Source organism: Corynebacterium sp. (genome assembly GCF_030826625.1).
Taxonomy (GTDB): domain Bacteria; phylum Actinomycetota; class Actinomycetes; order Mycobacteriales; family Mycobacteriaceae; genus Corynebacterium.
Map to the genome: position 1 here is coordinate 1 of NZ_JAPJNQ010000029.1, position 25490 is coordinate 25490.

Below are 25490 nucleotides of genomic sequence, written 5' to 3' on the forward strand. Positions count from 1 at the left end.
CTTGAAGCCCAAACCGCCTAGAATTAAACCAGTCCAACTTTCGGGGGCCAGTTCAACCAGCAGAGCCAGCAGATAAATCAGCCTCACAGTGTCGGCTTTAACTCCATACGTTTCCGCTACGCCTGCACAGACTCCTGCTATTTGCTTACCTTCATCTGTGCGGTGCCACTTGCTTCCGGGGTAAGTCATAAGCAACCGTCCTCCCTCAAAAGGCGAAATGCCACTATTTGTGCTAAGAACGTCTGTTTTAACAACGATTCCCAGGCACTTCCGGTGCTACACCGGTGCGCTCGTATTCCGCCAAAATATCGATTCGGCGCTGGTGGCGTTCTGCAGCCGACCATTCTTGGTCCAAAAAGGCATCGACAATCTGCAGGGCTTCTTCTTCCGAGTGCATGCGCCCACCAATTCCGATCAGCTGCGCATTATTGTGCTCGCGTGCCAAGCGTGCGGTTTCTGGCGACCAAGCCAGAGCGCAACGCGCACCTTCTACTTTGTTAGCTGCGATCTGCTCACCGTTGCCGGAACCACCCAGCACGATGCCTAGCGAGCCCGGATCATTGACGGTGCGCGTTGCAGCGTCAATGCAAAATGCCGGGTAATCGTCGTCGGCATCGTAAGTGTGTGCACCGCAGTCGACGACCTCATATCCAGCTTTGTTCAGGTGTTCTTTGATCAGGTTCTTCGTGTCAAAACCTGCGTGGTCTGCTCCAAGATAAACGCGCATACACACAATAATAGCCGCCTGGGAGAAACCAGACGGCTAATTCTTAAGCGTGGCGGTAGTACGTTGCACTAGCTCACCGCACTGACTCCACCGTACGGAGGCGCCGAGGCACAGTGCTCACGCTTACCGCATCAGCGCTTAACGCGCTGGACGCTGCGCCGGGGTATCAGCTTGTGCACCAGCATCGGAGTTACGGTTAGTCAACATGCGATAAACCAACCAAATGCCCAATGCCAGCAGCAGCCATGGCAGCAGTTTAAAGACGATGGCGACAGTCGAGGCCAAGCCTGTAATCACGGCGATGACAGAGGCGATTAAGCACACGGCCGCCGAGGCCAATGCGACCATCGAGTTTTGCCGCCACGAATAAAAGGCCACGCCACCAGCCAGAACAGCAATGATCAGAGAAGTGATAAAAGTACCAAACATGGTTACACCTGTGGGTTTTCAGTTCGGGAACGTTTCAGTTCGAAGAAGTATGGGTACTGTCCTAAACGCAGCGCGGCGTCGAAAAGTTCCCCGGCTTCTTCGCCCTCTGGAACACGGGTAATAACTGGGCCGAAGAACGCCGCATCACCCAATTGCAGTACCGGAGTTCCCACATCATCACCGACCAAGTCGATGGCCTGCTGATGGTATGCGCGCAGCTTCTCATCAACTTCGTCGCTATTTGCCAGTTTCGCCAGCTCGGTGTCGGCGTCGATGTCTTTCAAAGCCTGCACGATCAAATCGTCGTAAGCGCCGTAGCCTTTTTGACCGCCGTTGCCTTGCTTGTGAATCAAGGTGCCCAAGGCCGTGTAATAGGCATCAACCTTGTCAGGGTGCTGATCTTTCAACGCGGCAGCAACCCGGGCTGGGCCCCAGTTGGCCTTCATCATCTCGGCGTAATCGGCAGGAATATCCGCGCCCTCATTCAACACGGACAGAGAAAACGGCATCCACTCGACCTGCACGTCGCGGACTTTTTCGACTTCTTTCATCCAGCGAGAAGTCTGCCATGCGAACGGACAGGAAGCATCAAACCAAAAACGTACGGTTTCCATTGTGTTCTCCTTAAATTTTTTATTCGGGAATTCTTCTGCATCCGGGGAAAATTGACCACGCACTTGGCCACACACGATGCCCAGTTCATGGGCGATCATGTGCATTTGTCGCAGTCATTCAGCGAAACCGCCAACACCCATCCTAGGGAGACATTAAGCTGGGTGCGAACAACTTCATGACCTAATAGTTCTGCGGCCCAGGCCACAGCTACTACAACTACGACAACTACTACAACACAGAAGAAAGGTAATTCATTCCGTGACTTCTCTTAACCTGACGCGCGACGAGGCACAACAGCGCTCACAGCAGATCAAGGTGCACAACTACAAAGTGGCACTGGACCTGACGATCTCCGAGAAATTCTTCACTTCGCACACCGTCGTGGATTTCGAAGTCCGCGAGGGCCAGCAGGCAGATACTTTCCTGGATTTGCGTGCCGACGAACTCGTGGAGCTGTTTATCGACGGCGCTGAAAAAGATACCGCCTACGACGCGGAAAAGGGCATCCCCCTGCAGGGGCTTGAGCCTGGCCGTCACAGCGTCGATGTCACCGCACGCATCCCGTATTCACGTACCGGACAGGGTCTGCACCGCTTCGTCGATCCAGCCGATGATCGCGTCTACTTGTATTCCCAGTGCGAGACTGCCGACGCCAAGCGCATCCTGGCATGCTTCGACCAGCCAGATATGAAGGCCACCTATGATTTCTCCATCACTGCCCCGAGTGATTGGGTTGTCATCACCAACGAAACCTCCACGGTTACCGATAATGGCGATTCGCGTGAATGGAACTCGCGCATCGGTTATCAGCTCTCGACTTACTTGATCGCTGTGTGCGCCGGCCACTACTACCAGGTCAGCGACGAATGGACGGGTGAGCTCACAGCGCACCCAGAAACCAGCGAGGAAGCACGCGAGATCACCGTGCCGATGTCGTTGTTCTGTCGCCAATCGCTGGCCAAATACCTCGATGCCGAGCGTCTGTTCACTGAGACCAAGCAGGGTTTTGATTTCTATCATCGCAACTTCGGCATCGCCTACCCATTCGGCAAGTACGACCAGGTGCTGTGCCCAGAATTCAACATGGGTGCGATGGAAAACGCGGGCTGCGTCACGCACCGCGACGAGTTCGTCTTCCACAACAAGGCCACCCATTACCAGTACGAACGCCGTGCCGACACCTTCCTGCACGAGATGGCGCACATGTGGTTCGGCGACCTAGTGACCATGCAGTGGTGGGATGATTTGTGGCTCAACGAGTCCTTCGCCACCTGGGCTGCGGCAATCTCGCAAGCAGAAGAAACTGAGTACGATACCGCCTGGGTCACCTTTGCCAATATCGAAAAGTCCTGGGCCTACCAGCAGGATCAGCTGCCGACGACGCACCCAATTTCTACCGACGCCTCGGATATCGAAACCGTCGAGCAGAACTTCGACGGTATTACCTACGCCAAGGGCGCCTCGGTGCTCAAGCAGCTGCAGGCATATGTGGGCCGCGAAGAATTCTTTGCAGGCGTACGCCGCCACTTCGAAGCCCACAAGTTCGGCAACGCCACCTTCGAAGATTTGCTGGGCCACTTGGAAGATGCCTCTGGCCGCGATCTGAGTTGGTGGGCGCAGCAATGGCTGAAGACTACGGGCGTGAACACCCTTTCTGCACGCACTGCCGACGACGGCAAAACCTATACCTCCTTTGCAGTGCACCAGGCAGGTGAGACTCTGCGCACGCACCGTCTCGCCGTCGGTTTGTACCACTTCGACGAGACAACGCAGAAAATCGTGCGCACCAAGCGCGTTGAGCTAGATATCGACGGCGAATTCACCGACGTCGACGAGCTAATCGGCGCACCGGTGGCGGACCTGGTGCTGGTCAATGACGATGACCTCACCTACTGCCTGCAGGAACTCGATGAGCGCTCGCTGGCGACATTGCTGCAGCACATCGATAAGATCGCTGACCCAATGCCACGTACTTTGTGCTGGTCGGCCGCCTGGGAGATGACCCGCGACGGCAGCCTGAAGGCACGCGATTTCGTGCAGCTGGTTGCCCGCGGTGCCCAGGCTGAAACCGAGATGGCCGTACTCGAGCGCATCACTGGCCAGGCTGTGACCGCGCTGACCGCTTATGCCGACCAGGATTGGGCGAAGACTGAAGGCGCGCAATTACTCGGCGAAGCTTTCCTCACCGCAGCCCAGGATGGCGACGATGAGCGCAGCTTGGTGTTCACCAAGTCGCTGTCACATCTGCCGTTGGTTGATGCAACCCGCGACTTCCTGCGCGAGATCTTGGCGAATAATGATGATGCCGGCCTGCGGTGGAAAGCGCTGATTGCGTTGGCTGCCGACGGTGCGCTTGGCGACGCCGACGGTGTGCGCGAAGAGGTCGCTGCACAGCGCGAAAAGGATAAAACGTCGTCCGGTGCGCAGTCTGCCATGGAGGCAGAAGCTGCCATCAACAGCGACGACAACAAGCGTCGCGTGTGGGATGAGCTGCGCACCGGTGAGCTGGGCAACCTGGAGGCACGCTTCAAGATGGCTGGCCTGGCCTTCACCGGCGCTGCCCCGCACTTGCAGCAGTTCAATGAGGAATACTTCGCTGATGCCAAGCAGGTCTGGGCAGAGTTCTCGCCAGAAATGGCGCTGGCTGTACTGACTGGCACCTACCCGTTCTGGGATAAGACCAACGACGGCATCGCCCGCGCGGATAAATTCTTGGAATCCGAGCTGCCTTCCGGTTTGCGCCGCCTGGTTTTGGAAGGCCGCGATCGTACCGCCCGTGCGATGCGCAACCAGCGCATCGACCGCGGCGAATAAACGCTGAGCCCGGGCACACGCATCCCGCGCGCCCGGGCTCTGCGAGCCGGGCCCGCTTAGCGGTCGGCTAGCTCAATGCGCGGGCGCACCCGCAGTTCAGTGAACTGGGTGGTTGGGCCCGCTTCCACGCACGAACGAACGGCGCGGGCGACTTCTGCCGGGGCGATCATGTGCTCGGCGTTGTAGTCCCCCATCAGCCCTTCCAGCATCGCAGTATCAGTAGGGCCCGGCGCGACAGTGGTCACGCGGATTTCGCGTTCGTCTTTGCGCAGGCAATCGGCCACGGCATACAGCGCGTGCTTGGTTGCGGCGTAGACGACGTTGTTGGGGTGGCCGCCGTGGCCTGCACCGGAGTTGATGTAGATGACATCGCCTTCGGTTTTGCGTAATGCAGGCAGCAGCTGACGGGTCAGTTCCGCGGCTGCAAAGACGTTAATATCGAAGTGTTTGCGCCAATCGGCCGGGGTGGCATCGTCGACGGATTTTTTCTCCGCGATTGCCGCTGCGTGTACCACCACGTCAACAGATTCGAGTGCGAGTACTTCGGCAAGCTGCTCGCCGGGTTGGGCGTCGTCGGCAAGCAATTCAGCGACCAGATCTGCGCCAACCGGCGTGATGTGTTCGCAGGCAGACAGCGCCTCTAGCCCGGTTTCGTTGCGGCCCAACGCATAGACGTGGTGGTCACGCGAAAGATCGGCGGCGATCTCGCGGCCCATGCCGCCGGTGGCGCCGGTGACGACGGCAACCTTGCGTGGTTGAGCGGACTCTGGTTGTTGCTGCGTAGTCATACAGGTTCCTTTCTGTCTTCGTTCGCGCTGTGAGCGTCGAATCACTTAGTCCAGCTTGTCCAGGGCGTGGGTGAGGTCGGCGATCAAATCATCAATATCCTCGATACCGATGGACAGGCGAACCAAGTCCGTCGGTGGGGAAAGCTCGGAGCCTTCGGCAGACACGTGAGTCATGCTGGTGGGGTGTTCTACCAGGGACTCCACGCCACCGAGAGATTCCGCCAGCAAGAACAACGTGGTGTTCAAGCAGAATTGTTTAGCGGCTTCTTCGCTGTGGAAGCGCACCGACATCATCGCGCCGTAGCGTTTCATTTGCTTAGTCGCAGTCTCATGGCCTGGGTGATCAGCAAGGCCCGGATAGAGCACGGATTTGATCTCTGGGCGGGAGTTGAAAAACTCCGCGATCTTTTCTGCGTTATCGCAGTGGCGATCCATACGCACCGAAAGCGTCTTGATGCCTCGGGTAGTCAGGTAGGCGTCGAATGGCGAGGCAATAGAACCGACGGCCCCCTGGAACCACAGCAGTTCAGCATCGACATCTTTATCTGCGGTTACCACTGCGCCACCGACGACGTCGGAGTGTCCACCCAGATACTTCGTGGTGGAGTGCAGCACGTGATCGGCACCCAGGCTGATCGGGTTTTGCAGGTATGGCGAGGCGAAGGTGTTGTCCACCACCAGGGAGGCGCCACCTTTGACCTCGGCGATGGCGGAGATATCACTGATGGAAAGTGCTGGGTTGGTGGGGGTTTCCAGCCAGATCACGCGGGTGTTCTCGCGGATAGCACCGGCGAGTTCCTCAACGTCGCAGGTATTGACGACGCTATAGTCGATCCCCCAGGGTTTGAACACGGATTCAATCAAGCGCCAGGTGCCACCGTAGGCGTCGTTGCCCAAGATCATGTGATCGCCGGGGCGCAATAGGATGCGTAGCAGCGTATCGGTGGCTGCCATGCCTGAGGAAAACACACGGGCATACGGCGCTTTTTCCAACGCAGCCAGAGTGGTTTCCAGGCTTCGTACGGTTGGATTGGCTACGCGACCGTACTCGAAACCACCGCGCAGGCTGGCCAGGCCGTCCTGGGCATAGGTGGTGGAGGCATAAATCGGGACGTTGACGGAACCAATGTGTGAGTCTGGCTCGTAGCCGGCGTGAATAGCCGCGGAGCTGAATCCTTTAAGGTAATCCGCTTTAGCATCAGCAGTAAGTTTGTGGTGCGCAGCCGGGTAATCCGGTGCGGGAATCCGGTGTGGGGTCAAGTTATTTTCGGCAGGTGAATTCATAGCTCCACCATAAACCACATGCGCGATTTGTATTGCGAAAATCACCGCGGCTCTCACAGGAAACTTACAGCCCAAACCCGTAAGATGGCCAAAGTTGCAGCGGAAATCGATTGCCAAAGCAAAGATTTAAGGATGAGATGAGCACGAATATTTTTCAATTAGCATCGAGTTCTGTTCCTTCGGTGCCTTCTGCCGAAGAAACAGTGAACACTGTCAACAATTGGTGGAATAACCCAGAGACCCAAGCCTGGTTGTTCCAGCGCCCGATCTATATCGGCCTGATTATCCTCTTCGCGTTGCTGGCGCATTGGATTTTGGTGCGCGCCATCAACAAGCTGGCCAACCACAACATGAAAGAGGGCCGCAAGAAGACTGCGGAGCGTCAGGCCGAATCGAAGCACAGCCATGAGGTGCCAGAGCCTGATCCGGAGAAGATGCATCAGATCCGGCTGATGGAAAAATCGCGGGAGAACCGCCGGAAATCGCGTATCAAGACGCTTTCCGGTGTGGCAAAATCCGCCGTCGCCATTTTTGTCTGGGTCTGGGCCGTCATCGCGATCTTGGACGTTGTCGGCATTAACGTCGGCCCACTGATTGCTTCCGCAGGTATCGTCGGTGTCGCCCTTGGTTTTGGTGCACAATCGCTGGTCCAGGACTTCCTGTCCGGTATTTTCATGCTGATCGAAGACCAGTACGGCATCGGCGATGTCGTCGACTTGGGCGATGGCACCATGGGCGAGATCGAAGAGATTTCGCTGCGCATCACTTCCCTGCGCGATATCGACGGCGCGTTGTGGCACGTGCGTAACGGCGAGATTTTGAAGGTTGCTAACCACTCCAGCGACTGGTCGATCGCTCGTTTCCAGATTCCGGTCAGCCACAGCAACGACCAAAACAAGGTCTGGAAAGTGCTTACCGAAGCCATGGCCAAGGCTGCTGCCGACGAGCGGTGCGCCAACGAAATTATGGAAGCTCCAGAAATTCAAGGTGCTTCGGAGTTCAACCCGGATTACCTCTCCTACCGCGTTTCTGTCATCACCATGCCTGGCGAGCAGTGGCACGTCATGCGCGTGATGAACGGTTTGATCATGAACGAGCTGGCTGAGGCTGGCATCAAGACTCCATACCCATACGGCATCGGCATTGCTGGCCCGGGAGGCGAACCACTTGGACGCGCACAGCAATAATCCCGGCCACCGCAGCAACCCGGACATCCGTACCGGCCAGCGTCCTGGTTCAGTGTTCGAGGCCGTCGGCGGGATGGAGACATTTGAAAAGCTTGTCGATGGTTTCTACTCGCAGGTCCCGGACGACGAAATTTTAGGCCCGATGTACCCGGAGCAGGATTTCGCCGGGGCGCGTAACCGCTTATTGTGGTTTTTAGTGCAGTTTTGGGGCGGGCCGAAGTTATTTAATGAGCGTCGTGGGGCACCCCGGCTGCGCATGCGCCATGCTGAATTTCCGATTGATACCGCTGCAGCGGAGCGTTGGCTCGAACTGATGGGACGCTCGTTGGAGCAGATTGACGAAGAAACCATCCCGGAAGAATTCCGAGCTGCGATCTGGAATCACATGCAGAAACTGGCGTATATGTTGCGCAATATGCCCGATCATTCGGTGCCAGAACAACAACCTGATCTGGGGATAGTGCGCAGAGATTTGGGTCTGCAGTAATAGCAAGAGCCAATCGTCGAGTCTTTGTAGCAACGGCAGCGCAAGGCTCTCACCGCCTACTCGCGACGTGGAATAGTCACAGGGCGAGAATATGGTTAGCATTAACCATATTCTCGCCCGCTTTTTCTTTTCCGGAGCTTTGTATCATGTCTCAACACCGCCCCCGCCACGCGAAATCGTCCGGTGGTTCGCCTGCAGTGGAAAAGGCCGTGGCTTATTCCAATGAGGTCGCGGTTTTTGCCCGGGAAAACCCCAAGCGTGTTGGCATTGGAACAGTTCTGACTGTGCTCTTGGTGCTTGTAGGCACGGTGTTTGGTGCCAGCCAGATTGAGCGCCCGTCGCAAGAAGAAGTTGATGAGGTAGTAGCGAAAGAGATCGTGCCCGAGCCGGTGGTGCATATCGAGCCCTCGCCTGCACTGGAGATGATGGTGCCGAAGCTTGATATGTATGCGGTTTTTGAAGAAGAAGTCTGCCGCGTCAAAGATGGCGCTATTGACCCGGCAACAATGGATTATGCCTGCACGTATACCGCGGATGATCGGCCGTATTCCCTGCCGGGCACGGACGCGGATGACATTGTAGTGATCGCTGGACACACGGGCGCCGGGGTTTCGGGCGTCTTCGATGAACTTTACGACGGCGGTAATGACGAGCACAAAGTGGAAATCGGTGACACTTTGTATTTGCGCACGGCTACTTCTGGTGATCAGTGGCTGGTGTATCGCGCCACCGATATGCATTCACCGCAAAAAGAGCTGTTGGCGGATGACCCAAAAATTTGGGGCGAGTCGGCTACCCCCGGCAGATTGTTGACAATTAGTTGTGTGCAGCCTCTGTTGCAAACCTCAGTGCGCAACGCAGTGGTTGGTTGGCAGTACGAAGGCGTGACGGACAACGCCCCACAGCCTGCCATGGACGATCCAGCCCCGGAATACCCAGGTGAAAGAGAATTTAACGAAAGCGTGGAAGCCCCTGCGGAGGATTCGCAACTGCCATAGGGTACAGAAAACCTCTAGTACCAAATCCGATTTTTGTCTTCAATATCGACAGAATTACACCATTTAAATTTCACCCCTATTCCCAGCTTCCACTAAGCTCACCCGAATAATTGGCTTGCGGAAGTGAGGGATGTGACTAATGTGAATATCCGAGCTGCAAAATCATCCTGTGCAGCATTTGGTTCTGTACCCAAGCCTTTCCCAGGAGCATCCTATGAAGAACCCAACCAAGCTCGCCATCGCCGCCCTGATGGCAGGTTCCCTGTCCCTGTCCTCTCTGCCTGTCGCTGAGGCACAGGAGAATGAGACACACATAACCGCACCAAAAGCCACTAAAGACTTTGATGGCAAAACTGGTTATCTGAACACAACAGATCCAAACGAACCTTTTTACGTTAGCGATCCTACCCACATCCACAGCCCACGCCCAGAAGCTGAACAAGTTGGAGTCGTACTCGGCGTAGCAACTGCAGCCGATGCAAACCCAGATAACGATGTAACCGGGACCGACACAAACCCTCCTGCCACTAACAACGAGGGCGAAGAAGTTGGCGCTCCAGCTAAGACCAAGGTTGTCGATGGCGTTACCTACTACCTGAACGAGACCGGCGACGAGCCTTTCTACGTCAGCGATTCCGCACTGTGGAACACCCCACGTGCACAGGTTCCAGCGAACAAGATCCTGGGCTACGTTGACCCTGCCATCGACGGCGAGTTCGGCGCACTGCCTAAGACCAAGGAATTCAACGGCCAGACCTGTTTCCTCAACGAGACCGGTGAAACCCCGTTCTACGTCAAGGACCGCAACCTGTGGAACACCGCGCGCGGTGACATCAAAGATGCCACCCAGATCTGCGAGATTTCGGAAACCACCGACCCATCCAAGAAGAGCTCTAACACCGGTGCTGCACTCGCAGGTCTGGCTGGCTTGGGTCTTCTGATCGGTGGCGTATGGTACTTCCTGAACAAGGATGGCCACACCCTGGTTCCGTCCAAGGACCGCGTCAACGCTGAGCCAACCGCAGAAGAGAAGAAGAAGTCCGACGAGCTCCGCAAAGAGCACGGCGATGACATCAAGAAAAAGACCGACGCTGCCAAGGCTAACCCAGCTGAAGCTGGCAAGGCTGCTGACGTCGACACCACTGGCGTAACCAAGGCTGCCCCACGTGGTATGGCTGCAGAGACCGGTAACAACACCGTTGCTCGCGGCATGGCTGCAGTTGCTGTTATGGCACTGCTCGGCGCTGTTGCATTCTTCGCACGTCGTCGCTTCGTAGCCTAAAAACTACACGAGCGGCTCAGGCTGCGTCGTGAAGCACGTAGCTAAAAGCGCAGAAATAACGACCTCGACCAATTTCGGTCGGGGTCGTTTTCGCATGTTCAGAGGGTTAATCGCTAAAAAGAAAGCCAGCCCGCTGCCCAAAAACTTAAGCAGCGAACCGGCAATACAGCAGCCTGGTGCGACTAATCCTTCCAGTCGAAGGCCTCACGCACCGGCTTCGAAATCAGCTTGCCGTCACGCGTCGACAAGCCAGCAGCCAAACCTGGGAAACGTTCAATAGCCTGATCCACCCCACCAGCAGCAACCGCGCGGATATAAGGCAGCGTCGCAGAAGTCAGCGCACGCGTCGAAGTATTAGCCACGGCACCAGGCATGTTCGCCACGCAGTACATCAACGCATCACCAACGCGGAACACAGGATCCTGGTGGCTGGTCTTACGGGAAGGCTCGAAGCAACCACCCTGGTCAATAGCGACATCCACCAACACGGAACCGCGCTTCATGCGCTTAATCAGATCCTCCGAAACCAGCTTCGGCGCCTTACCACCAGCAACCAGCACAGCACCGATCACCAGGTCTGCCTCCAGCAGTTCCTCTTCGATAGTCACCGGATCAGAGATTTGTGTGCGCACGGTACCGGCGTACTGATCATCGAAGCGCGCCAAAGTACCAGCATCAATGTCCAGCACGGTGGTTTCTGCGCGTAGACCATGAGCCATCGCCACTGCAGAAGCACCGACCTGGCCACCACCGATCACGACGACACGGCCTGCCTTGGTGCCCGGAACGCCCGAAGGCAGCACGCCACGGCCACCGTGGTGCGACAGCAGATGGTGCGATCCTTCCAGCACCGCCAAACGGCCCGCGACCTGCGACATTGGGGTCAACAGCGGCAAGGCGCCGTTTTTATCGGTCACAGTCTCATATGCCAATGAGGTCGTGCCGGCCTCGACGAGCGCGTCAGTCAGCTCACGCGAAGCAGCCAAGTGCAGGTAGGTAAACAGCAGCAAGTCCTCGCGCAGGTATTGGTATTCCTCCTGCAAAGGCTCTTTCACCTTCAGCACCATCTCGGCAGCCCAAGCATCAGCAGCTGTATCGACGATGCTGGCACCACGGTCGGTGTAATCGCTATCGAGATAGCTCGAGCCTTCACCAGCGCCGGACTGGATCAGTACCTCGTGGCCGTCGTCGACAAGCGCTTGAGCGGCGGCTGGGCTGAGGGCGACGCGGCCTTCACTGTTCATGATCTCCGCGGGAACACCAATTTTCATGGCTGAAACCTCTTTCTGGTTACATTGATTGCTTCGTGCATGTTCGTGCCTCAGGCGTGCATAACGAGAATTCAACGCGGGGTTGGTGCAGTGAATTCTCTTTGCCTAACCCCAGGGTACGTGTTGTAGGCTGAATACACCGGATTGCGGAATGCACCACAGTTTTACTTAACCAGCATCACTACAATGATTGGGTTTTAACCTGATTGCTTCTGTGACTGATTTGGCTGTGGAAAATGGCACGCCGCAACCGTCGACAAGCATTTGCACCACACACGGGTGCCCTGCTGGTACAGGGCTGAGATCACGCTAAAACCGCGTGAGCACCGTTCGAACCTGTTGGTTAGTACCAACGTAGGAAGGAGGTGGGCACTGTGGCGAACCATGACGCGCACACCGCTGCCCCCGAAGATGAGATTCACTTCAAGCACTCCTACTCCCCGATCCGCGAGGGAGACCTGGAAGTTCCAGAAACTGAGATCCAGCTTGATGATTCTCCCACTGGCCCGAACAAACCATTCCGCGTCTACCGCACCCGTGGCCCGCAGGCCGATGTGCACCGTGGGCTAAAGCCACTTCGTTTGCAGTGGATCAAGGACCGCGACGATGTGGAAGAGTACGACGGCCGTGGACGCGATCTTGCCGACGACGGCCGCTCCGCACAACGCCGTGGTGCTGCTAGCCAGGAGTGGAAAGGTGAATCCCGCCCGCCGCTGCGCTCCAAAGAAGGCAAAACCGTCACCCAGATGCACTACGCACGCCAGGGCATCATCACCAAGGAAATGCAGTTCGTGGCGCTGCGCGAACACTGCGACCCGGAGTTCGTCCGCAGCGAAATCGCTCGCGGCCGTGCGATTATCCCGAACAACATCAACCACCCAGAATCCGAGCCGATGATCATCGGCCGGAAGTTTCTGACCAAAATCAACGCCAACATTGGTAACTCTGCGGTGACTTCCTCTATCGAAGAGGAAGTCTCCAAGCTGCGGTGGGCTACCCGGTGGGGTGCCGATACCGTGATGGACCTGTCCACCGGCGATGACATCCACACCACCCGTGAGTGGATCCTGCGCAACTCGCCAGTGCCGATCGGTACCGTGCCGATGTACCAGGCGCTGGAGAAGGTCAACGGTGTTGCCGAGGATCTGACCTGGGAGATCTTCCGCGATACCGTCATCGAGCAGGCCGAGCAGGGCGTGGACTATATGACCATCCACGCCGGTGTGCTGCTGCCGTATATCCCGATGACCACCAAGCGCGTGACCGGCATCGTCTCCCGCGGTGGTTCCATCATGGCGGGTTGGTGCCTGGCGCACCACAAGGAATCGTTCTTGTATGAGAACTTCGACGAGCTGTGCGAGATTTTCGCCCGCTACGACATCGCTTTCTCGCTTGGCGACGGCCTGCGCCCAGGTTCTATCGCCGATGCGAACGATACCGCGCAGTTCGCAGAGCTGAAGACCATCGGTAAGTTGACCCAGCGCGCGTGGGAATACGACGTGCAGGTCATGGTCGAAGGCCCAGGCCACGTGCCGCTGGACAAGGTTCAGGTCAACAACGAACACGCCCAGGCGTGGACCAACGATGCGCCGTTCTACACGCTGGGACCACTGGTGACCGATATTGCCCCTGGTTATGACCACATCACCTCCGCGATTGGCGCTGCCAATATCGCGATGGGTGGCACCGCGATGCTGTGTTATGTCACCCCGAAAGAGCACCTCGGTTTGCCGAACCGTGACGACGTGAAAACCGGTGTGATCACCTACAAGCTGGCTGCGCACGCAGCTGACGTCGCCAAGGGTCACCCCGGCGCACACGAGTGGGACGATGCGATGTCGAAGGCACGTTTCGAGTTCCGCTGGCACGACCAGTTCGCGTTGTCGCTGGATCCGGATACCGCGCAGGCCTATCACGACGAGACGCTGCCTGCCGAGCCAGCGAAGACGGCGCACTTCTGCTCGATGTGTGGTCCGAAGTTCTGCTCCATGCGCATCAGCCAGGACATCCGCGATGCCTTCAGCGATGACATGGCGGATCTGGGTATGCCGGCCTTCCAGAAGCCAGTCGACGACGATGTTGCCACTGCCGTGGCGGAGGCCAATGGTCGGGCAGCTCACGGTGATGCCGGTGGTTGCGGCTGTGGCTCTGCGGACGAAGACGCTTCGGTAACTAACGCGGTTGCCGAGGAAGTAGCGGAAGAGGGCATGGAAGAAAAAGCCCAGGAATTCCGCGAGCAAGGCTCCGAACTGTACCAGCACGAAGGCAGCTACGTGCCGGGGCGGTAGTCAGGTTTAACTCCCGCGTTACCGGGATATAAACCGGCGTTAAGCTGGGAAAACCTCCGAGTAAACCATCTGCTTTCTGGGTGCCCATCGGGTAAACTAGACTGCACGATCACTCGGAGGTTTTCTTATGTCTGCACCTTTACCACGCATCGATTCTGCTGATTCGATTGCAAATACTGCCGACGCCGCGCCTGACTTAACCGAGGCCGAAGCATTGTCGGATGCAGCCCTGGGCGCAGCAGGGCACTCACTGCACGACCCACATCTTCGTGAGCTGCGTCGTCTAGTCGCAACCGGAGAACTCACCGGAGACGAAGCCATCCGTCGAGGCTTGGACTACCTGAAGAAACGCTAATGTCGGGCAACGGGTGGGGCTATGAAAACTGGGAAGACTACTACATTCCTGGAAGCAAGGTAGTACGTAATAAATTCCGCGGGCCGGATAAACCTTACGGTGAGCCGGATCCTGACGTATTACGTGAGATGGAAGAATTTGCCTCCGCAGTTCGTATGGCTGAGCTTAAAGCCAACCCCATCGAGGGCAACTTCGATTACGAACACATGCAGGCCATTCACGGCTATATCTTCCAGGATGTGTACGACTGGGCTGGAGTGCCGCGCGTCGGCCCGCACGGGTGGATGACCAAAGAAGGCCCCAACGTGTTGCACCCGGATGATCCAGACAATCCGACGATGGCTTTTACCTATTATCCGGGCACGGAAATCATGCACGAGGATGCCCGCAAACAATACCGCAGGCTAGCCGAAAAGAATTATTTGCGCGGCCTGGAAAAGCCCGAGTTCGTCCGCGAGTTCGCCGAAATCTGGGGCGAACTGAACGTCATCCACGTTTTTCGTGAAGGTAATACTCGTACGCAGTTCATTTTCTTCGAGCAACTGTGTCGGCACGCTGGCTTCGTCATCGACACGGAACGCTTTGCCGTCAGAGATGATGCCACCATGCGGCAACAAGCCGCAGCAGGTCGGCCGAATCTGCGCGAAGATTTCGTTCGCGCGCGGTTTTATAGCCAAGCAACCGGCAGCAATAATCGCTTGGCCGATGTCCTCGACCAAGCGATTATGCCGCTAAACTAGGGCCAGTTGGGCAGCTGGCAACTAGGTAATTGGGCAGCACCTAGCAGGACAGGCCGGTGCCTCGGAAGCACACTAGTTGCTCCAATTACTGCCCTATTTCCCTACTTCTTTGGCTTGCGCACAATACCCAGGCCAATCACCAGGGCAACCAGTACGGCGGCACCACCCAACATCAGCCAAGTGGTGTTGCTGGAACCGTCGTCCGAAGAATCCGCAGCCGCAGAGCTGTCCGTCGACGAGGTGTTATCGCCCTGTGAGACATTCGCTTCATCAGAGCTTACGGATTCCGACTGCTCCGTCATGGTTTGAATCATCCAGTCGTAGCTTTCAGCGGCCGGGGCGACGATGGACTCTGGTGAGGTGGTGTCCTCTGGGTTGTCCGGGTTGAAAGCCGCCGACAACACACCGTAGAGCTTGCCATCCATGAAGACTGGTCCGCCGGAATCGCCCTGCTGGAATTCCGCATCGTTGTCGAGGCGGGCAATCGCTGCCTGTTCACCGCCAAACAGCGCGAAGTTGTTCAGCTCGGTGATTTTGCCGTCGGCTTTCGGCAGCTGCTTGGTTTTACCGGTGCCCTCCGAGGACCAACCGTAAGTTTCAATTGCGCCCTGATCAGGGATTTCCTGCATGATCTCCGGGTATTCCTTCAAACCGATTGGTTCGGCGGTGCGGATCAGGCCGATATCGCCAGCGGGCGCCTTGTACCAGTCAGCAACCTTCACGCGCTTCTGGTCATCGCCCTGACCAACACGGATACTGCCGCCTGGGGTCTCGGAGTTTTCCAGGCAGTGGCGTGCAGTAACAACCCAGTATTCCGCGACAGCGGTACCGGTGCAGTTGCCGTCCTCATCGCCGTCGTCACCGATCTGTTCCGAGACCACCGCGTTAGCGTGCACGGAATCCTCAGCGAACTGGTCGCTGATCAGCGCGTGTGCCGGAGCATTAGAGGCCAGAGCTGCCGCGGCTGCCAGCACAGGGGCACCGATGGTGAGCATGCGGAATTTTTTGGAAGCTGTAGAACGTGCCATTTTTGGCTTCTTTCTTTTCGGTTGTGTTTTTCGGATTAATTATTAGCGTGCGCAGCTGACTCGGTGGCAGTTGCGGTAGCAGTAACAGCATCGCCGGTTGCCGAGCGTTGCTCGCAGGTTGTTGGGCGTTGCTTGCCACGTAGCTTGTCGACGCCGTCTGATGCTCCACGGGCAATCTTGCTGAGCACATATTCCAGCGGACCGTACCTAAAGAACATGGCCCACAGGCTGGTGCCGACAACTGCCACCACGATCGTGGTGATCGCAAGCTCCGGGTACTGCGTGGCGATGCGCCCTCTGTTAACGATGCCCGCAGAGATCACATGCCCCAGATACACTGTCAGCGCCATCGAGCCCATCGCTTTGAGCGGGAATACCCAGCGATCCGTGCGGAAGAGCAACAGGCACAGCAGAATAATCGCGAGTGATCCGGCGATGGTGGCCAGGCCGTCGACAAGCCCACCGCTGTGTGGTTTCGCATCAAAGAAACCATGCACCGCGATGCCCAGATTGTTGCGTGTCGCCACTGCATAAGCTGAGTCGACCACATCCCGGGCAAGCACCCCGAGCACCGCAACAACGATGCCGATGGCTGCCGTGAGCAACCCGGAGGTCTCGTACGGTTCCACGTGCCAGTTACGATTGCGCAACCAGTGTGCGAAGAGCACGCCTGCTGCCATGTATGCCAACCACATCATGATGGGATACGGTTCACGGAACAACGCGTGCAAAGTAATGTGCAGCGTTATCACGCGCACGACGCCAGATGCTGCAAGCAATGCCACGAACCCGGTGGCAACCCACGAAGTGCGCCAACGTGGGATCTGTAGCAGCGCAAACACGATATAGCCGATACCCAGGGCTTTAAGCACCACGATGATGGTTCCGGCATACGGGGTGACCACGATTCCGATGATGACGAGGATGACGCCGCGAATAAAAACATCGACGCTTCCACGCTTGCTGAATATGATGGTCATCGAGATTCCGGAAAGTACCGCGAACAAAGCGGAAGGGAAACCTTCAAGGAAAGCTCCGGCAAAACCTTTGAGCGGGTACAAGTGCGCAACGATCATCGCTAGCAGGGCGATGCCGCGGGCAATATCAATTCCAATGATGCGTCCGGTAACGGCGGTGTCATGTTGGGCAGTATCTGGCATGAGCACCACGGTAATAGCTATTACTGAAAATACCTTGCATTATTTCGTACTGCTTGCCCAGAGGTTACTGACCGCTGGTTGATTAACTCGCAAAAATGCCGCTCACGCTGTGAAAATAACGTGAACGGCATTCCATGTCTGGGCCAAAGCTGCGAGCAGCAGTCTGCTTGTCGACGCTCCCAGCGCCAGCCACACTGCTGGTGCTCGTTGTTAAAACAGCACCGATAAACCGCGTGAATGGTACACGCTGCCAAATGGTGCGTCGACGCGCGACCACCGGCCGTTGGCCGAAACCCGCAGGTGGCGCGGTATATCCATGGGTGCAGAAAACCCTGGGATGAGCCCTAGATTCGTGCAGGCGAAAATCATCCGCATCGGGATTTCTACTTCTTCCCCGGCGTGGGCTGCAGAACTTTCGGTCTGGCCGGTTGACGCTGGTTCACTGTTTGCTTCGGTTCCCGCAGAGTTTCCTGGGAGTTCGCTGGCAGCAGCGTCTGCGTGCTCGTCGCTACTGCCGGGGTGTACAGTCAGCACGGTTTGATTAAGCAAGCTTTGTGGTGGGCCCATGGGTCCAGAAAACTGTCGCGCCAGGTTACGGCCTTTATCCGCGAGTTCACGCACGACGTGAACAGGCAGGTTATCCACGAGCTGGAAGCCTTGTGTTGGAGGGAGCGCGCCCGGCCAGGAGGTATCGCGGGCTGGCCCCAGGTGGGTCTGCTCGGTTTCTAGGCTGTGCAGCAGCGTACTCGCTGCCACCACTGCCCCATCGCGGGATACGGTGCCTTTGATGCGTCGGCAAGCAACCACGTCAAACGGGGTGGTAACGAAAACGTCGATGAGGTCGCCACCATCACCATCGGTGGAAAGCACCCGAAACCTGGCCGAAGCGCTGGCATCCAGGCCGACGGCACGCGATAGGAGTGCGCGCAGACCCGGCCCGCCTGCTGTGATTTCGAGGGATTCAGACATTAGTCGTCGTAACCAATCTCGTCGTCGTAGCTAATCTCATCGCTGCCTGTGTGGCTTGCCCCGCCGCCAGCTCCAGCACTGCCAGCAGCCCCGGCAGCTCCAGCACCCGAGCTACGCGAAATAGCACGGTCCGCCTCTTTAGCCAAGGTCGATTCCAAACGCATGATGTCGCGTTCTTGTTCGGTCAGCGGGCGTGGCATCTGGGTATCCATATCGACTGCCACAGAGACGGTCTCGATCACACACGCGGTGCGACCATGTTTATCTTTAATTTCCTGCCGGGTGACGAACGAAGAATTCCCGACCTCCACGACCTGGGATTCCACCAACAGCACCGAATTGCCTTCCGGCTCAATTGGTTTGCGGAAATCCAAGTCAAGCTTGCGCACGAAAGCAGCGAAATCTTCCATCCCGTTCGGATCGAAGTAGGCCTCTTTGTACGCCAGGCGGGCCTCCTGCGCGATTTCCACATAATTGGCGTTCATCACATGCCCATAGCGGTCGAAATCGGACCACCGCAGTGGCACGTGATACTGGTGAATTGCCGGGTTATCCGCCATAGAAAACCTAGGAAACCTTTCTAGAATGCTCGCCACGCAAAGTGGAGGTGTTGGAAGCCTTAGCGGGTCAGCTTGCGGTGCGTCACACGGGAAGGACGCGCTGCATCCTCACCGAGGCGCTCGATCTTATTCTTCTCGTAATCGCCGAAGTTACCCTCGAACCAGAACCACTGACCTTCTTCCACATTGCCTTCCCAAGCCAGAATGTGGGTACAGGTGCGGTCCAGGAACCAGCGGTCGTGCGAGATGACTACCGCACAACCCGGGAATTTCTCCAGGGCATTTTCCAAAGAACCAAGGGTCTCGACGTCCAAGTCGTTAGTCGGCTCGTCGAGCAGGATCAGGTTGCCGCCCTCTTTCAGCGTCAACGCCAGGTTCAAGCGGTTACGCTCACCACCGGAGAGCACCTTCGACGGCTTTTGCTGGTCTGGTCCCTTGAAACCAAAGGCAGACAGGTAAGCGCGTGAAGGCATCTCGTTTTGGCCGACGTGAATATAGTCCAGCCCACCGGAGACAACTTCCCAAACGGTCGCTTCTGGGTCGATGTTTTCACGGTTCTGGTCCACATACGACAGCTGCACAGTCTCACCGACGGTGACTTTGCCGCCGTCGGCTTCTTCCAAACCAACGATGGTCTTAAACAGCGTGGTTTTACCAACACCGTTAGGGCCAATCACACCGACGATGCCGTTACGTGGCAGAGTGAAAGACAGATCCTTGATCAAGGTACGATCGCCGAATCCCTTGGTGAGGTTTTCAGCTTCGACAACCTTGTTGCCCAAACGAGGTGGGGTTGGAATCTGGATTTCTTCGAAGTCGAGCTTCTTGTACTGCTCGGCCTCGGCAGCCATTTCCTCGTAGCGCTCCAAACGAGCCTTGTTCTTCGCCTGGCGGGCCTTGGAACCGGAACGAACCCATTCCAGCTCATCCTTCAAGCGCTTGCGCAGCTTGGCATCCTTCTTACCGGCAACCTGCAAGCGTTCCTGCTTCTTCTCCAAGTAGGTCGAGTAGTTGCCTTCATACGGGTGCAGTTTGCCGCGGTCAACCTCACAAATCCAGCCGGCAACGTTATCCAGGAAGTAGCGGTCGTGGGTCACGGCCAGCACAGCACCTGGGTAGTTTTCTAGGTGCTTTTCCAGCCAGTGCACCGACTCCGCATCCAGGTGGTTGGTTGGCTCGTCGAGAAGCAGCAAGTCCGGCTCAGACAACAACAGTTTCGCCAACGCCACACGACGGCGCTCACCACCAGAAAGGTTGGTGACAGGTTCTTCCGACGGCGGACAGCGAAGCGCTTCCATGGCCTGCTCGATCTTGGAATCAACTTCCCAAGCATCCGCATTATCCAGTTCTTCCTGGAGCTTGCCCATTTCTTCCATGAGCTCGTCGGTGTAGTTGGTGGCCATCTCTTCAGCGATGGCTTCGAAGCGCTGCTTTTTCTCGAAGATCTCGCCGAGGCCTTCTTCAACATTGCCGCGCACAGTCTTCTCTTCGTTCAGCGGTGGCTCCTGTTGGAGAATGCCGACGGTCGCGCCCGGATCCAAGAACGCTTCACCATTGGAAGGCTCCGACAACCCGGCCATGATCTTCAGGATCGAGGATTTACCGGCACCATTCGGGCCGACGACGCCGATTTTTGCGCCAGGGTAAAAAGCCATGGTGACATCGTCAAGAATGACTTTGTCACCCACGGTTTTGCGTACATTTTTCATCGTATAGATGAACTCGCCCATATTTCCCCTTCGCGAAATTAGGTGGAACGACACGAAATCTTTATCTCTGACGAGAATACATGACTTTCGTACCCGCCCCATCACTGATCCCGCACGATACAGGCTGCTAATACCCCACGATGAGTACAGCGCTAATTCGCTGCCACGGTTGCTGCTGACTGTTCACCAAACGGGGTGGCTGACTCATCGGTGAACCCACCCTTGTTCGCCGGCGCTGCCGAACTCGTTGCTTGCTGTGCAGAACCAGAACCAGAACCAGAGCCTGTGCCAGCACCAGCCAAGGCATCGTGGTCGAACACGACTCCTTCAACATTGAGCACCGGCGCGCCACTGTCATCTCGGTCAGCTTTGCGTTTCGTCAGCGCCGCGGCATAGTGCGACAGATCCGGGCCAATGTGTGTGGCCTTGAGCACCGCCTTGGAACGACGATTGCCTTCGGCATCTTCCCATTCCTGCGTCACCAATGAGCCAACGACGAGCACTGGAAAGCCTTTGCGCAGGCTAGAAGCAGTATTAACGGCCAACTGCCCCCAGGCTTCAACGTCTAGAAACAGGTTGTCGTAATCACGCCAGCCAGATTCTTGCTCATCATCACGCACAGAGCGCGAGGAAGCCACGCGCAAATCAAGCACGCAATTGCCTCCTGCTACGCGACGCAGGCTTGGTTCCTGGGTGATACGGCCAGTGATGGAAATCTGATGTTGGGACATGATGTTTCCCCTTCCACAAAACTTCGGTAGGTCTCGAACTATCCAACGCGAATTGCGCTGGTAACACCTACTGTCTGGGAAATCATTTGCCACCACAACGAACGAAGCCGCTAGGTTGTGGATAAACCTAGTTATCCACAACCTAGCGGCAATCGCGGGCACGCAATTTGCCCACCATGCACTTATTTTGCTAGTTCAGCAGCAATCGCGTGTGAACCTTTAATCGTCGGGTGCATCGTCATCGTGTGCTTTGGCGCGGTGGTGTCAATGACGAGTGCAGAGACAAAACGCTGTTCATCAGGTGCGCACGTGTGATGATCACGGGTGGCAGAACGGACATCAACGAATCGCGCGCCAGCCTGAAGTGCTGCTTCCCGTTGCACATTCGCCAACGCTGCTTCCACGTGCTGCGCCCCCGGAACCACGAAGCCCAGCGGCTGATTCGGGATGACGTTAACGAAGCACATATGCCCCTGCGGGGAAGAAACGCTCAAATACGACGGGACCGTCACCTGGGCATTCGGTGCCACCTCATGCACATGACGAGTGATATCAGCTACTCGCCCTTTATAGCGATCGATGATTGCCTGCGGGTATGGCAGCGGCGGATTGCGCAAGTCAGAGAGGTGGAATCTCCACGGATCCAACCCGCCTACGGAAATAACGACTTCCTCGGTAGCTGGACCGAGACTGCCATCGCGTATAGCCTGCTCAAACTGGTGCTCGATAACCTTCCGGGAAGTAGCACCGTTACAGGAATAGTCGGCCAAGCTCCGCCCGGTCATTTCCGCCAACTGGCGTGGCCAGTTCTGCGGATCTTGCCCGCAGCCACTCAGCCCCAGTTCAACCTGCCGGACAAACCCACGGCCGGAATCACTGGATTGGGATGAAGAGCCCAGCGATTCTTCTGGCACGCCCCGCTGTTGCCAACGGAAACCACGAGCATGCCCGTTAGCGGTAAAAGAATCACCCATGGTAATCAGCTGTTTTCCTGAACCGTGATGAACCCGTTCACTGCCGGCACCACCCGCGGAACTGCCATCCTCAGATGAAGAGCTAGAACTGGAGCTCGAAAGCTCCGTCAACGATGACGCATCTGCTGAGTGAGTAGCAGCCATCGCACACAGTACGGTAGTAGCGAGCGCGCTCAGCACGATCGCAAACGGGCGCCTTTTCATGATAAAAATTCCTTGAAGGTTAGGGCGAACAGCCGTGGACACCTAGGAATGATGGGGCCTATCTCTGACCCCGGTCCTTCCGGAAGCGCGATTGACGCATCTCAGATTCATGATAATCATCATCAATGTGCTCGCCGCGGCTCATCTTTTCCAACATTTCATTATAGAGATCTAAGGCGTTACCAGATTCATCAGCTGATTCGGCAGCGTCATCGACGCTCCCCTGTGCATGCACAGCTGCGCCCGCACGCTCATCGTCAGCATCGTCGGCTCGCCTGTATGCACGCAAAGCTGCGTTGCCCTGCTCGTTGTCAGCACTGCCAGCTCGCTCGTCGTCAAGCTCATGATCAGGAACCCGGTCCATCTCCGCGTCAATGGCCTGTTGCTGTTCGCGGTCGTAGGTAAACAACTGGCGAAACAGCTCACCGAAGACGACGATCAACGGGAACGAGCCTGCGGCCCAGCCGATACCGGCACCCACGCGCTGATCGGCAAGCAAATCAATATCCCAGGGCAGCTCGATGGAGGCGTAGAACTGCTCGCCCAGAATATCCGTCAGCTGCATCATATAAACGCCCAGGTAGAGGTGGATCGGCATGGAGAAAAACAGCCACGCCAAACGCACCAGCGGCTGTTTGCGCCCCGGCAGTGGGTCCGCACCGATGACTTCCCAGAAATAAAAATAACCAGAAACCAAAAACGCCCAGTTCATGATGACGTGACCGGCGTGATCCGAAATCGCAGCCTGGTACCAGTCGAAGCTCAGATACAGCGCATAGAACACGAAAATGAATTGCGCGAGGTTCACCGGCGGATAGGTGATAATGCGCAGCCCGCGGGACTGGCAGAACGCGCGAGTCCAATCATGCAGGTTGGGTTTGCCGTATTCGCCAGGCTCCCACGCCGTCATGATCAGCGTCAGCGGCGCACCGAGCACCAGGAAGACCGGGAAAGTCATCGACAACAGCATGTGGCCGATCATGTGCATCGAGAACGTCGCCGGGATGATCATGCCGACGCCCGAACTCATGATCACTGCCAAGCCCAACGAACCCAGCAAGAACCAGGCGGTGCGGCCCGACGACCAAGAATGCCCGGCGCGACGAGCACGACGCACCGCATACAGGTAGCCGACGGCGAGCAGAATGCCGAGTGCACTGAACATGACGTCGAAACGCCAAATGGTCCAGACATTGAGGATGTCCGGTTCGAACGGGATGTCGTAGCCGACGGTGATTTCCATCGTCGACAAGTTCGGATCGTCCGGTGCCGGTGGCGGGGTGCGGCCCATGGTGACGGCGATGCCAGCGGTCAATGCCATCACCAGCACTTCGACAATAGCGATGCGCTGGAATACGACTGGGCGCTGTGCCAGCTGCGGGATGCTGCGGGTGCGGTGCAGACAACCCAGTCCCACGAGGACGAGGGTGAGCACGGTTTTGGCGGTGATGATCCAGCCGTAATTCGTCGTAAAGAGATGGTGCGGGCCGATGCGCAATGCGGCGTTGACGATGCCAGAAATTGCCATCACTGCGGCGGCGAATAGCGCCAGGGAGGAATAGCGGCGCACGGCGAGTTCGAGGTGTTCACCCAGGCGGCGCGAGTGCGCAATCAGGGCGGTCAGCCCTCCGATCCACAGCACCAGGAAGACCAGGTGCCATAGGTAGGAGTTGGTGCCCCAGTCGTGGTCGCCACCGGAGGCTGAGTGGCCTTCCATACCCAGCGGGACGACGGTGATCACCGCACCAACCAGCAGCAACGGTTGCATCGTCCAGCGGCGCGCAAACAGGCCGACGATGCCGACGATAGCTGCCAGCAGCGACATGATCAGCCAGGATTTTGCCTCTGCTACTTGGCTGAGCGCGACATCCCAATGCCCGAAGGTATTGAAAAACGGGGTTCCGGAGACATCAGAAAATGTCATCGAGACCATCGCCAGCGCGACGACGGCGAGGGTGAGCAAGCTCAGCGCGCCCGTGCGTGCGGCCAAGTGCCCGTCGACGCTGAGTCGGGCTTGGGCAAGGCCGGAGTTCGGCGTGGGATCATCGGCTGCGGGTTCCGGCATACGCGGTGGAATGAGGAACGCCGTGAGCAGGTAAGAACCGACGGCGAGTGCGACGAGAATCCAGGAGGCCGCACGCAAAAACGGCAGCCCGAAGGTGGTGATCATGCCTGGGTCGGGGATTCCGAGCGCTGCCAACGACTCCGCGAGGAACTGTGCGGAGATAATGCCGGCTGCTAAACCGGCGGTCAGCAGCATCGCTAGGTACCAGGGCCAGGTCGATCGCACGCGTGAGGTCGGGGTAGCCATAGGCTCTAACCTACAACCAATCGCTGCGGATTCTGAACCGGTGTGAAGTGACTAGCATTGTCGCTTGTTCGGAGCATCCGGTATAGTTTTCATGCGGGTCGACGCTCATGGGCGCGATCTACCGGCCTCCATAGCTCAGTGGATTAGAGCAACGGGTTTCTACCCCGTCGGTCGCGGGTTCGAATCCTGCTGGGGGCACTACCCGCTTGCCCCATCGTCGGCAATCATGTCTGCCGGTAATCACGTCTATGGTGTCTTTTTTACAAATAGTGAACGAAAATGGCCGGTTTCAGGTGGCCTATTTGTAAAAAAGACACAATACGCTGGTCGGCGCCCCGACCAGACACACTTTTGGCGTTTAACCCACACTTCTGTCGCGTATCCCGCGATAAAAGAAGTATTTGCCGTCAGCAAGCGCCATTACCACCATCTCCGGCCCCGCGCTACTTACGCACCAAGGTAGGGTTGAACCCAACAAGACCCCAAAACAGCTACGCAACAGCGACTCCCCCGGTGTGCCTTATCCCGCCACTGCGGTGAGCGCGCATCGTTAAGGAGCCCCATGGCACTTCCCCACCC

General features: G+C 57.2%; 23 protein-coding genes, 1 tRNA gene and 1 riboswitch. Of the genes, 9 read left to right on the forward strand and 15 right to left on the reverse strand.

Annotation, left to right across the window (positions count from 1 at the left end; translation table 11 throughout):
* From RCH87_RS05075 to RCH87_RS05090, 4 genes are all read right to left on the reverse strand, one after another.
* Window positions 1-189: PspC domain-containing protein (locus RCH87_RS05075; protein WP_306515647.1), on the reverse strand; the 189-nt coding region annotated here is incomplete at its 3' end.
* Window positions 190-247: 58 nt separating this feature from the next.
* Window positions 248-727: a ribose-5-phosphate isomerase gene (locus RCH87_RS05080; protein ID WP_306515648.1), complete on the reverse strand. Its 480-nt coding sequence runs from the start codon at window positions 725-727 to the stop codon at window positions 248-250.
* Window positions 728-865: 138 nt separating this feature from the next.
* Window positions 866-1156: a hypothetical protein gene (locus tag RCH87_RS05085; protein WP_306515649.1), complete on the reverse strand. Its 291-nt coding sequence runs from the start codon at window positions 1154-1156 to the stop codon at window positions 866-868.
* 2 nt (window positions 1157-1158) lie between these two features.
* Window positions 1159-1770, reverse strand: coding sequence for a DsbA family protein (locus tag RCH87_RS05090; RefSeq protein ID WP_306515669.1), 612 nt, complete (start codon window positions 1768-1770; stop codon window positions 1159-1161).
* Between the two features lie 259 nt (window positions 1771-2029).
* Here RCH87_RS05090 and pepN point away from each other — a divergent pair, with 259 nt between their 5' ends.
* Complete coding sequence (gene pepN, locus RCH87_RS05095; RefSeq protein WP_306515650.1) at window positions 2030-4585, forward strand: aminopeptidase N; 2556 nt, start codon at window positions 2030-2032, stop codon at window positions 4583-4585.
* 56 nt (window positions 4586-4641) lie between these two features.
* Here pepN and RCH87_RS05100 read toward each other — a convergent pair whose 3' ends face one another.
* Together RCH87_RS05100 and RCH87_RS05105 are read right to left on the reverse strand one after the other, a co-directional pair.
* Window positions 4642-5373 (reverse strand): SDR family oxidoreductase, encoded by a 732-nt coding sequence (locus tag RCH87_RS05100; protein ID WP_306515651.1) that lies wholly within the window; start codon window positions 5371-5373, stop codon window positions 4642-4644.
* Between the two features lie 45 nt (window positions 5374-5418).
* Window positions 5419-6657 carry a cystathionine gamma-synthase gene (locus RCH87_RS05105; protein ID WP_306515652.1) on the reverse strand — a complete coding sequence of 413 codons (1239 nt, stop codon included), beginning with the start codon at window positions 6655-6657 and terminating at the stop codon, window positions 5419-5421.
* A gap of 137 nt (window positions 6658-6794) precedes the next feature.
* Between RCH87_RS05105 and RCH87_RS05110 the strand changes: the two genes are divergently transcribed.
* The 4 genes from RCH87_RS05110 to RCH87_RS05125 all read left to right on the forward strand — a co-directional run bounded on the left by RCH87_RS05110 (window position 6795) and on the right by RCH87_RS05125 (window position 10611).
* The gene (locus tag RCH87_RS05110) at window positions 6795-7844 is read left to right on the forward strand and encodes a mechanosensitive ion channel family protein (RefSeq protein ID WP_306515653.1); all 1050 of its coding nucleotides are present in this window, start codon (window positions 6795-6797) and stop codon (window positions 7842-7844) included.
* Entirely contained in the window at window positions 7825-8331 is a 507-nt protein-coding gene (locus tag RCH87_RS05115; RefSeq protein WP_306515654.1) for a globin, read from the forward strand. The genes RCH87_RS05110 and RCH87_RS05115 overlap by 20 nt, the downstream gene beginning before the upstream one ends.
* Before the next feature lie 146 nt (window positions 8332-8477).
* Window positions 8478-9329: a hypothetical protein gene (locus RCH87_RS05120; protein ID WP_306515655.1), complete on the forward strand. Its 852-nt coding sequence runs from the start codon at window positions 8478-8480 to the stop codon at window positions 9327-9329.
* A 214-nt stretch (window positions 9330-9543) separates the two neighbouring features.
* Window positions 9544-10611: a hypothetical protein gene (locus RCH87_RS05125; protein WP_306515656.1), complete on the forward strand. Its 1068-nt coding sequence runs from the start codon at window positions 9544-9546 to the stop codon at window positions 10609-10611.
* A gap of 182 nt (window positions 10612-10793) precedes the next feature.
* Here the strand turns inward: RCH87_RS05125 and ald are convergent, their stop codons facing one another.
* Window positions 10794-11882 (reverse strand): alanine dehydrogenase, encoded by a 1089-nt coding sequence (ald, locus tag RCH87_RS05130; protein WP_306515657.1) that lies wholly within the window; start codon window positions 11880-11882, stop codon window positions 10794-10796.
* Window positions 11883-12147: 265 nt separating this feature from the next.
* Window positions 12148-12260: riboswitch (TPP riboswitch) on the forward strand.
* Here ald and thiC point away from each other — a divergent pair.
* From thiC to RCH87_RS05145, 3 genes are all read left to right on the forward strand, one after another.
* A complete protein-coding gene (gene thiC, locus RCH87_RS05135) occupies window positions 12248-14170 on the forward strand; it encodes a phosphomethylpyrimidine synthase ThiC (RefSeq protein ID WP_306515658.1) in 1923 nt (640 codons plus the stop codon). Its footprint overlaps the riboswitch before it by 13 nt.
* Before the next feature lie 127 nt (window positions 14171-14297).
* Complete coding sequence (locus RCH87_RS05140) at window positions 14298-14525, forward strand: hypothetical protein (protein WP_306515659.1); 228 nt, start codon at window positions 14298-14300, stop codon at window positions 14523-14525.
* Window positions 14525-15265, forward strand: a complete 741-nt coding sequence (locus RCH87_RS05145; protein WP_306515660.1) for a Fic family protein — start codon at window positions 14525-14527, stop codon at window positions 15263-15265. Before RCH87_RS05140 ends, RCH87_RS05145 begins: the two co-directional genes overlap by 1 nt.
* A 101-nt stretch (window positions 15266-15366) precedes the next feature.
* Here the strand turns inward: RCH87_RS05145 and RCH87_RS05150 are convergent, their stop codons facing one another.
* The 8 genes from RCH87_RS05150 to RCH87_RS05185 form a co-directional block, all read right to left on the reverse strand.
* A complete protein-coding gene (locus tag RCH87_RS05150; protein ID WP_306515661.1) occupies window positions 15367-16293 on the reverse strand; it encodes a trypsin-like serine protease in 927 nt (308 codons plus the stop codon).
* 35 nt (window positions 16294-16328) lie between these two features.
* Window positions 16329-17453: a DUF418 domain-containing protein gene (locus tag RCH87_RS05155; protein ID WP_306515662.1), complete on the reverse strand. Its 1125-nt coding sequence runs from the start codon at window positions 17451-17453 to the stop codon at window positions 16329-16331.
* A gap of 210 nt (window positions 17454-17663) precedes the next feature.
* Window positions 17664-18422 carry a hypothetical protein gene (locus RCH87_RS05160; protein WP_306515663.1) on the reverse strand — a complete coding sequence of 253 codons (759 nt, stop codon included), beginning with the start codon at window positions 18420-18422 and terminating at the stop codon, window positions 17664-17666.
* Window positions 18422-18982 carry a thioesterase family protein gene (locus tag RCH87_RS05165; RefSeq protein ID WP_306515664.1) on the reverse strand — a complete coding sequence of 187 codons (561 nt, stop codon included), beginning with the start codon at window positions 18980-18982 and terminating at the stop codon, window positions 18422-18424. The genes RCH87_RS05160 and RCH87_RS05165 overlap by 1 nt, the downstream gene beginning before the upstream one ends.
* Before the next feature lie 59 nt (window positions 18983-19041).
* Entirely contained in the window at window positions 19042-20712 is a 1671-nt protein-coding gene (ettA, locus tag RCH87_RS05170; protein ID WP_306515665.1) for an energy-dependent translational throttle protein EttA, read from the reverse strand.
* A 131-nt stretch (window positions 20713-20843) separates the two neighbouring features.
* A complete protein-coding gene (locus RCH87_RS05175; RefSeq protein WP_306515666.1) occupies window positions 20844-21422 on the reverse strand; it encodes a single-stranded DNA-binding protein in 579 nt (192 codons plus the stop codon).
* A gap of 182 nt (window positions 21423-21604) precedes the next feature.
* Window positions 21605-22600: a GDSL-type esterase/lipase family protein gene (locus tag RCH87_RS05180; RefSeq protein WP_306515667.1), complete on the reverse strand. Its 996-nt coding sequence runs from the start codon at window positions 22598-22600 to the stop codon at window positions 21605-21607.
* A 58-nt stretch (window positions 22601-22658) separates the two neighbouring features.
* Window positions 22659-24911 carry a cytochrome c oxidase assembly protein gene (locus RCH87_RS05185; protein WP_306515668.1) on the reverse strand — a complete coding sequence of 751 codons (2253 nt, stop codon included), beginning with the start codon at window positions 24909-24911 and terminating at the stop codon, window positions 22659-22661.
* Window positions 24912-25035: 124 nt separating this feature from the next.
* Between RCH87_RS05185 and RCH87_RS05190 the strand changes: the two genes are divergently transcribed.
* Window positions 25036-25109 (forward strand) — tRNA-Arg (locus tag RCH87_RS05190).
* Window positions 25110-25490 lie beyond the last annotated feature (381 nt).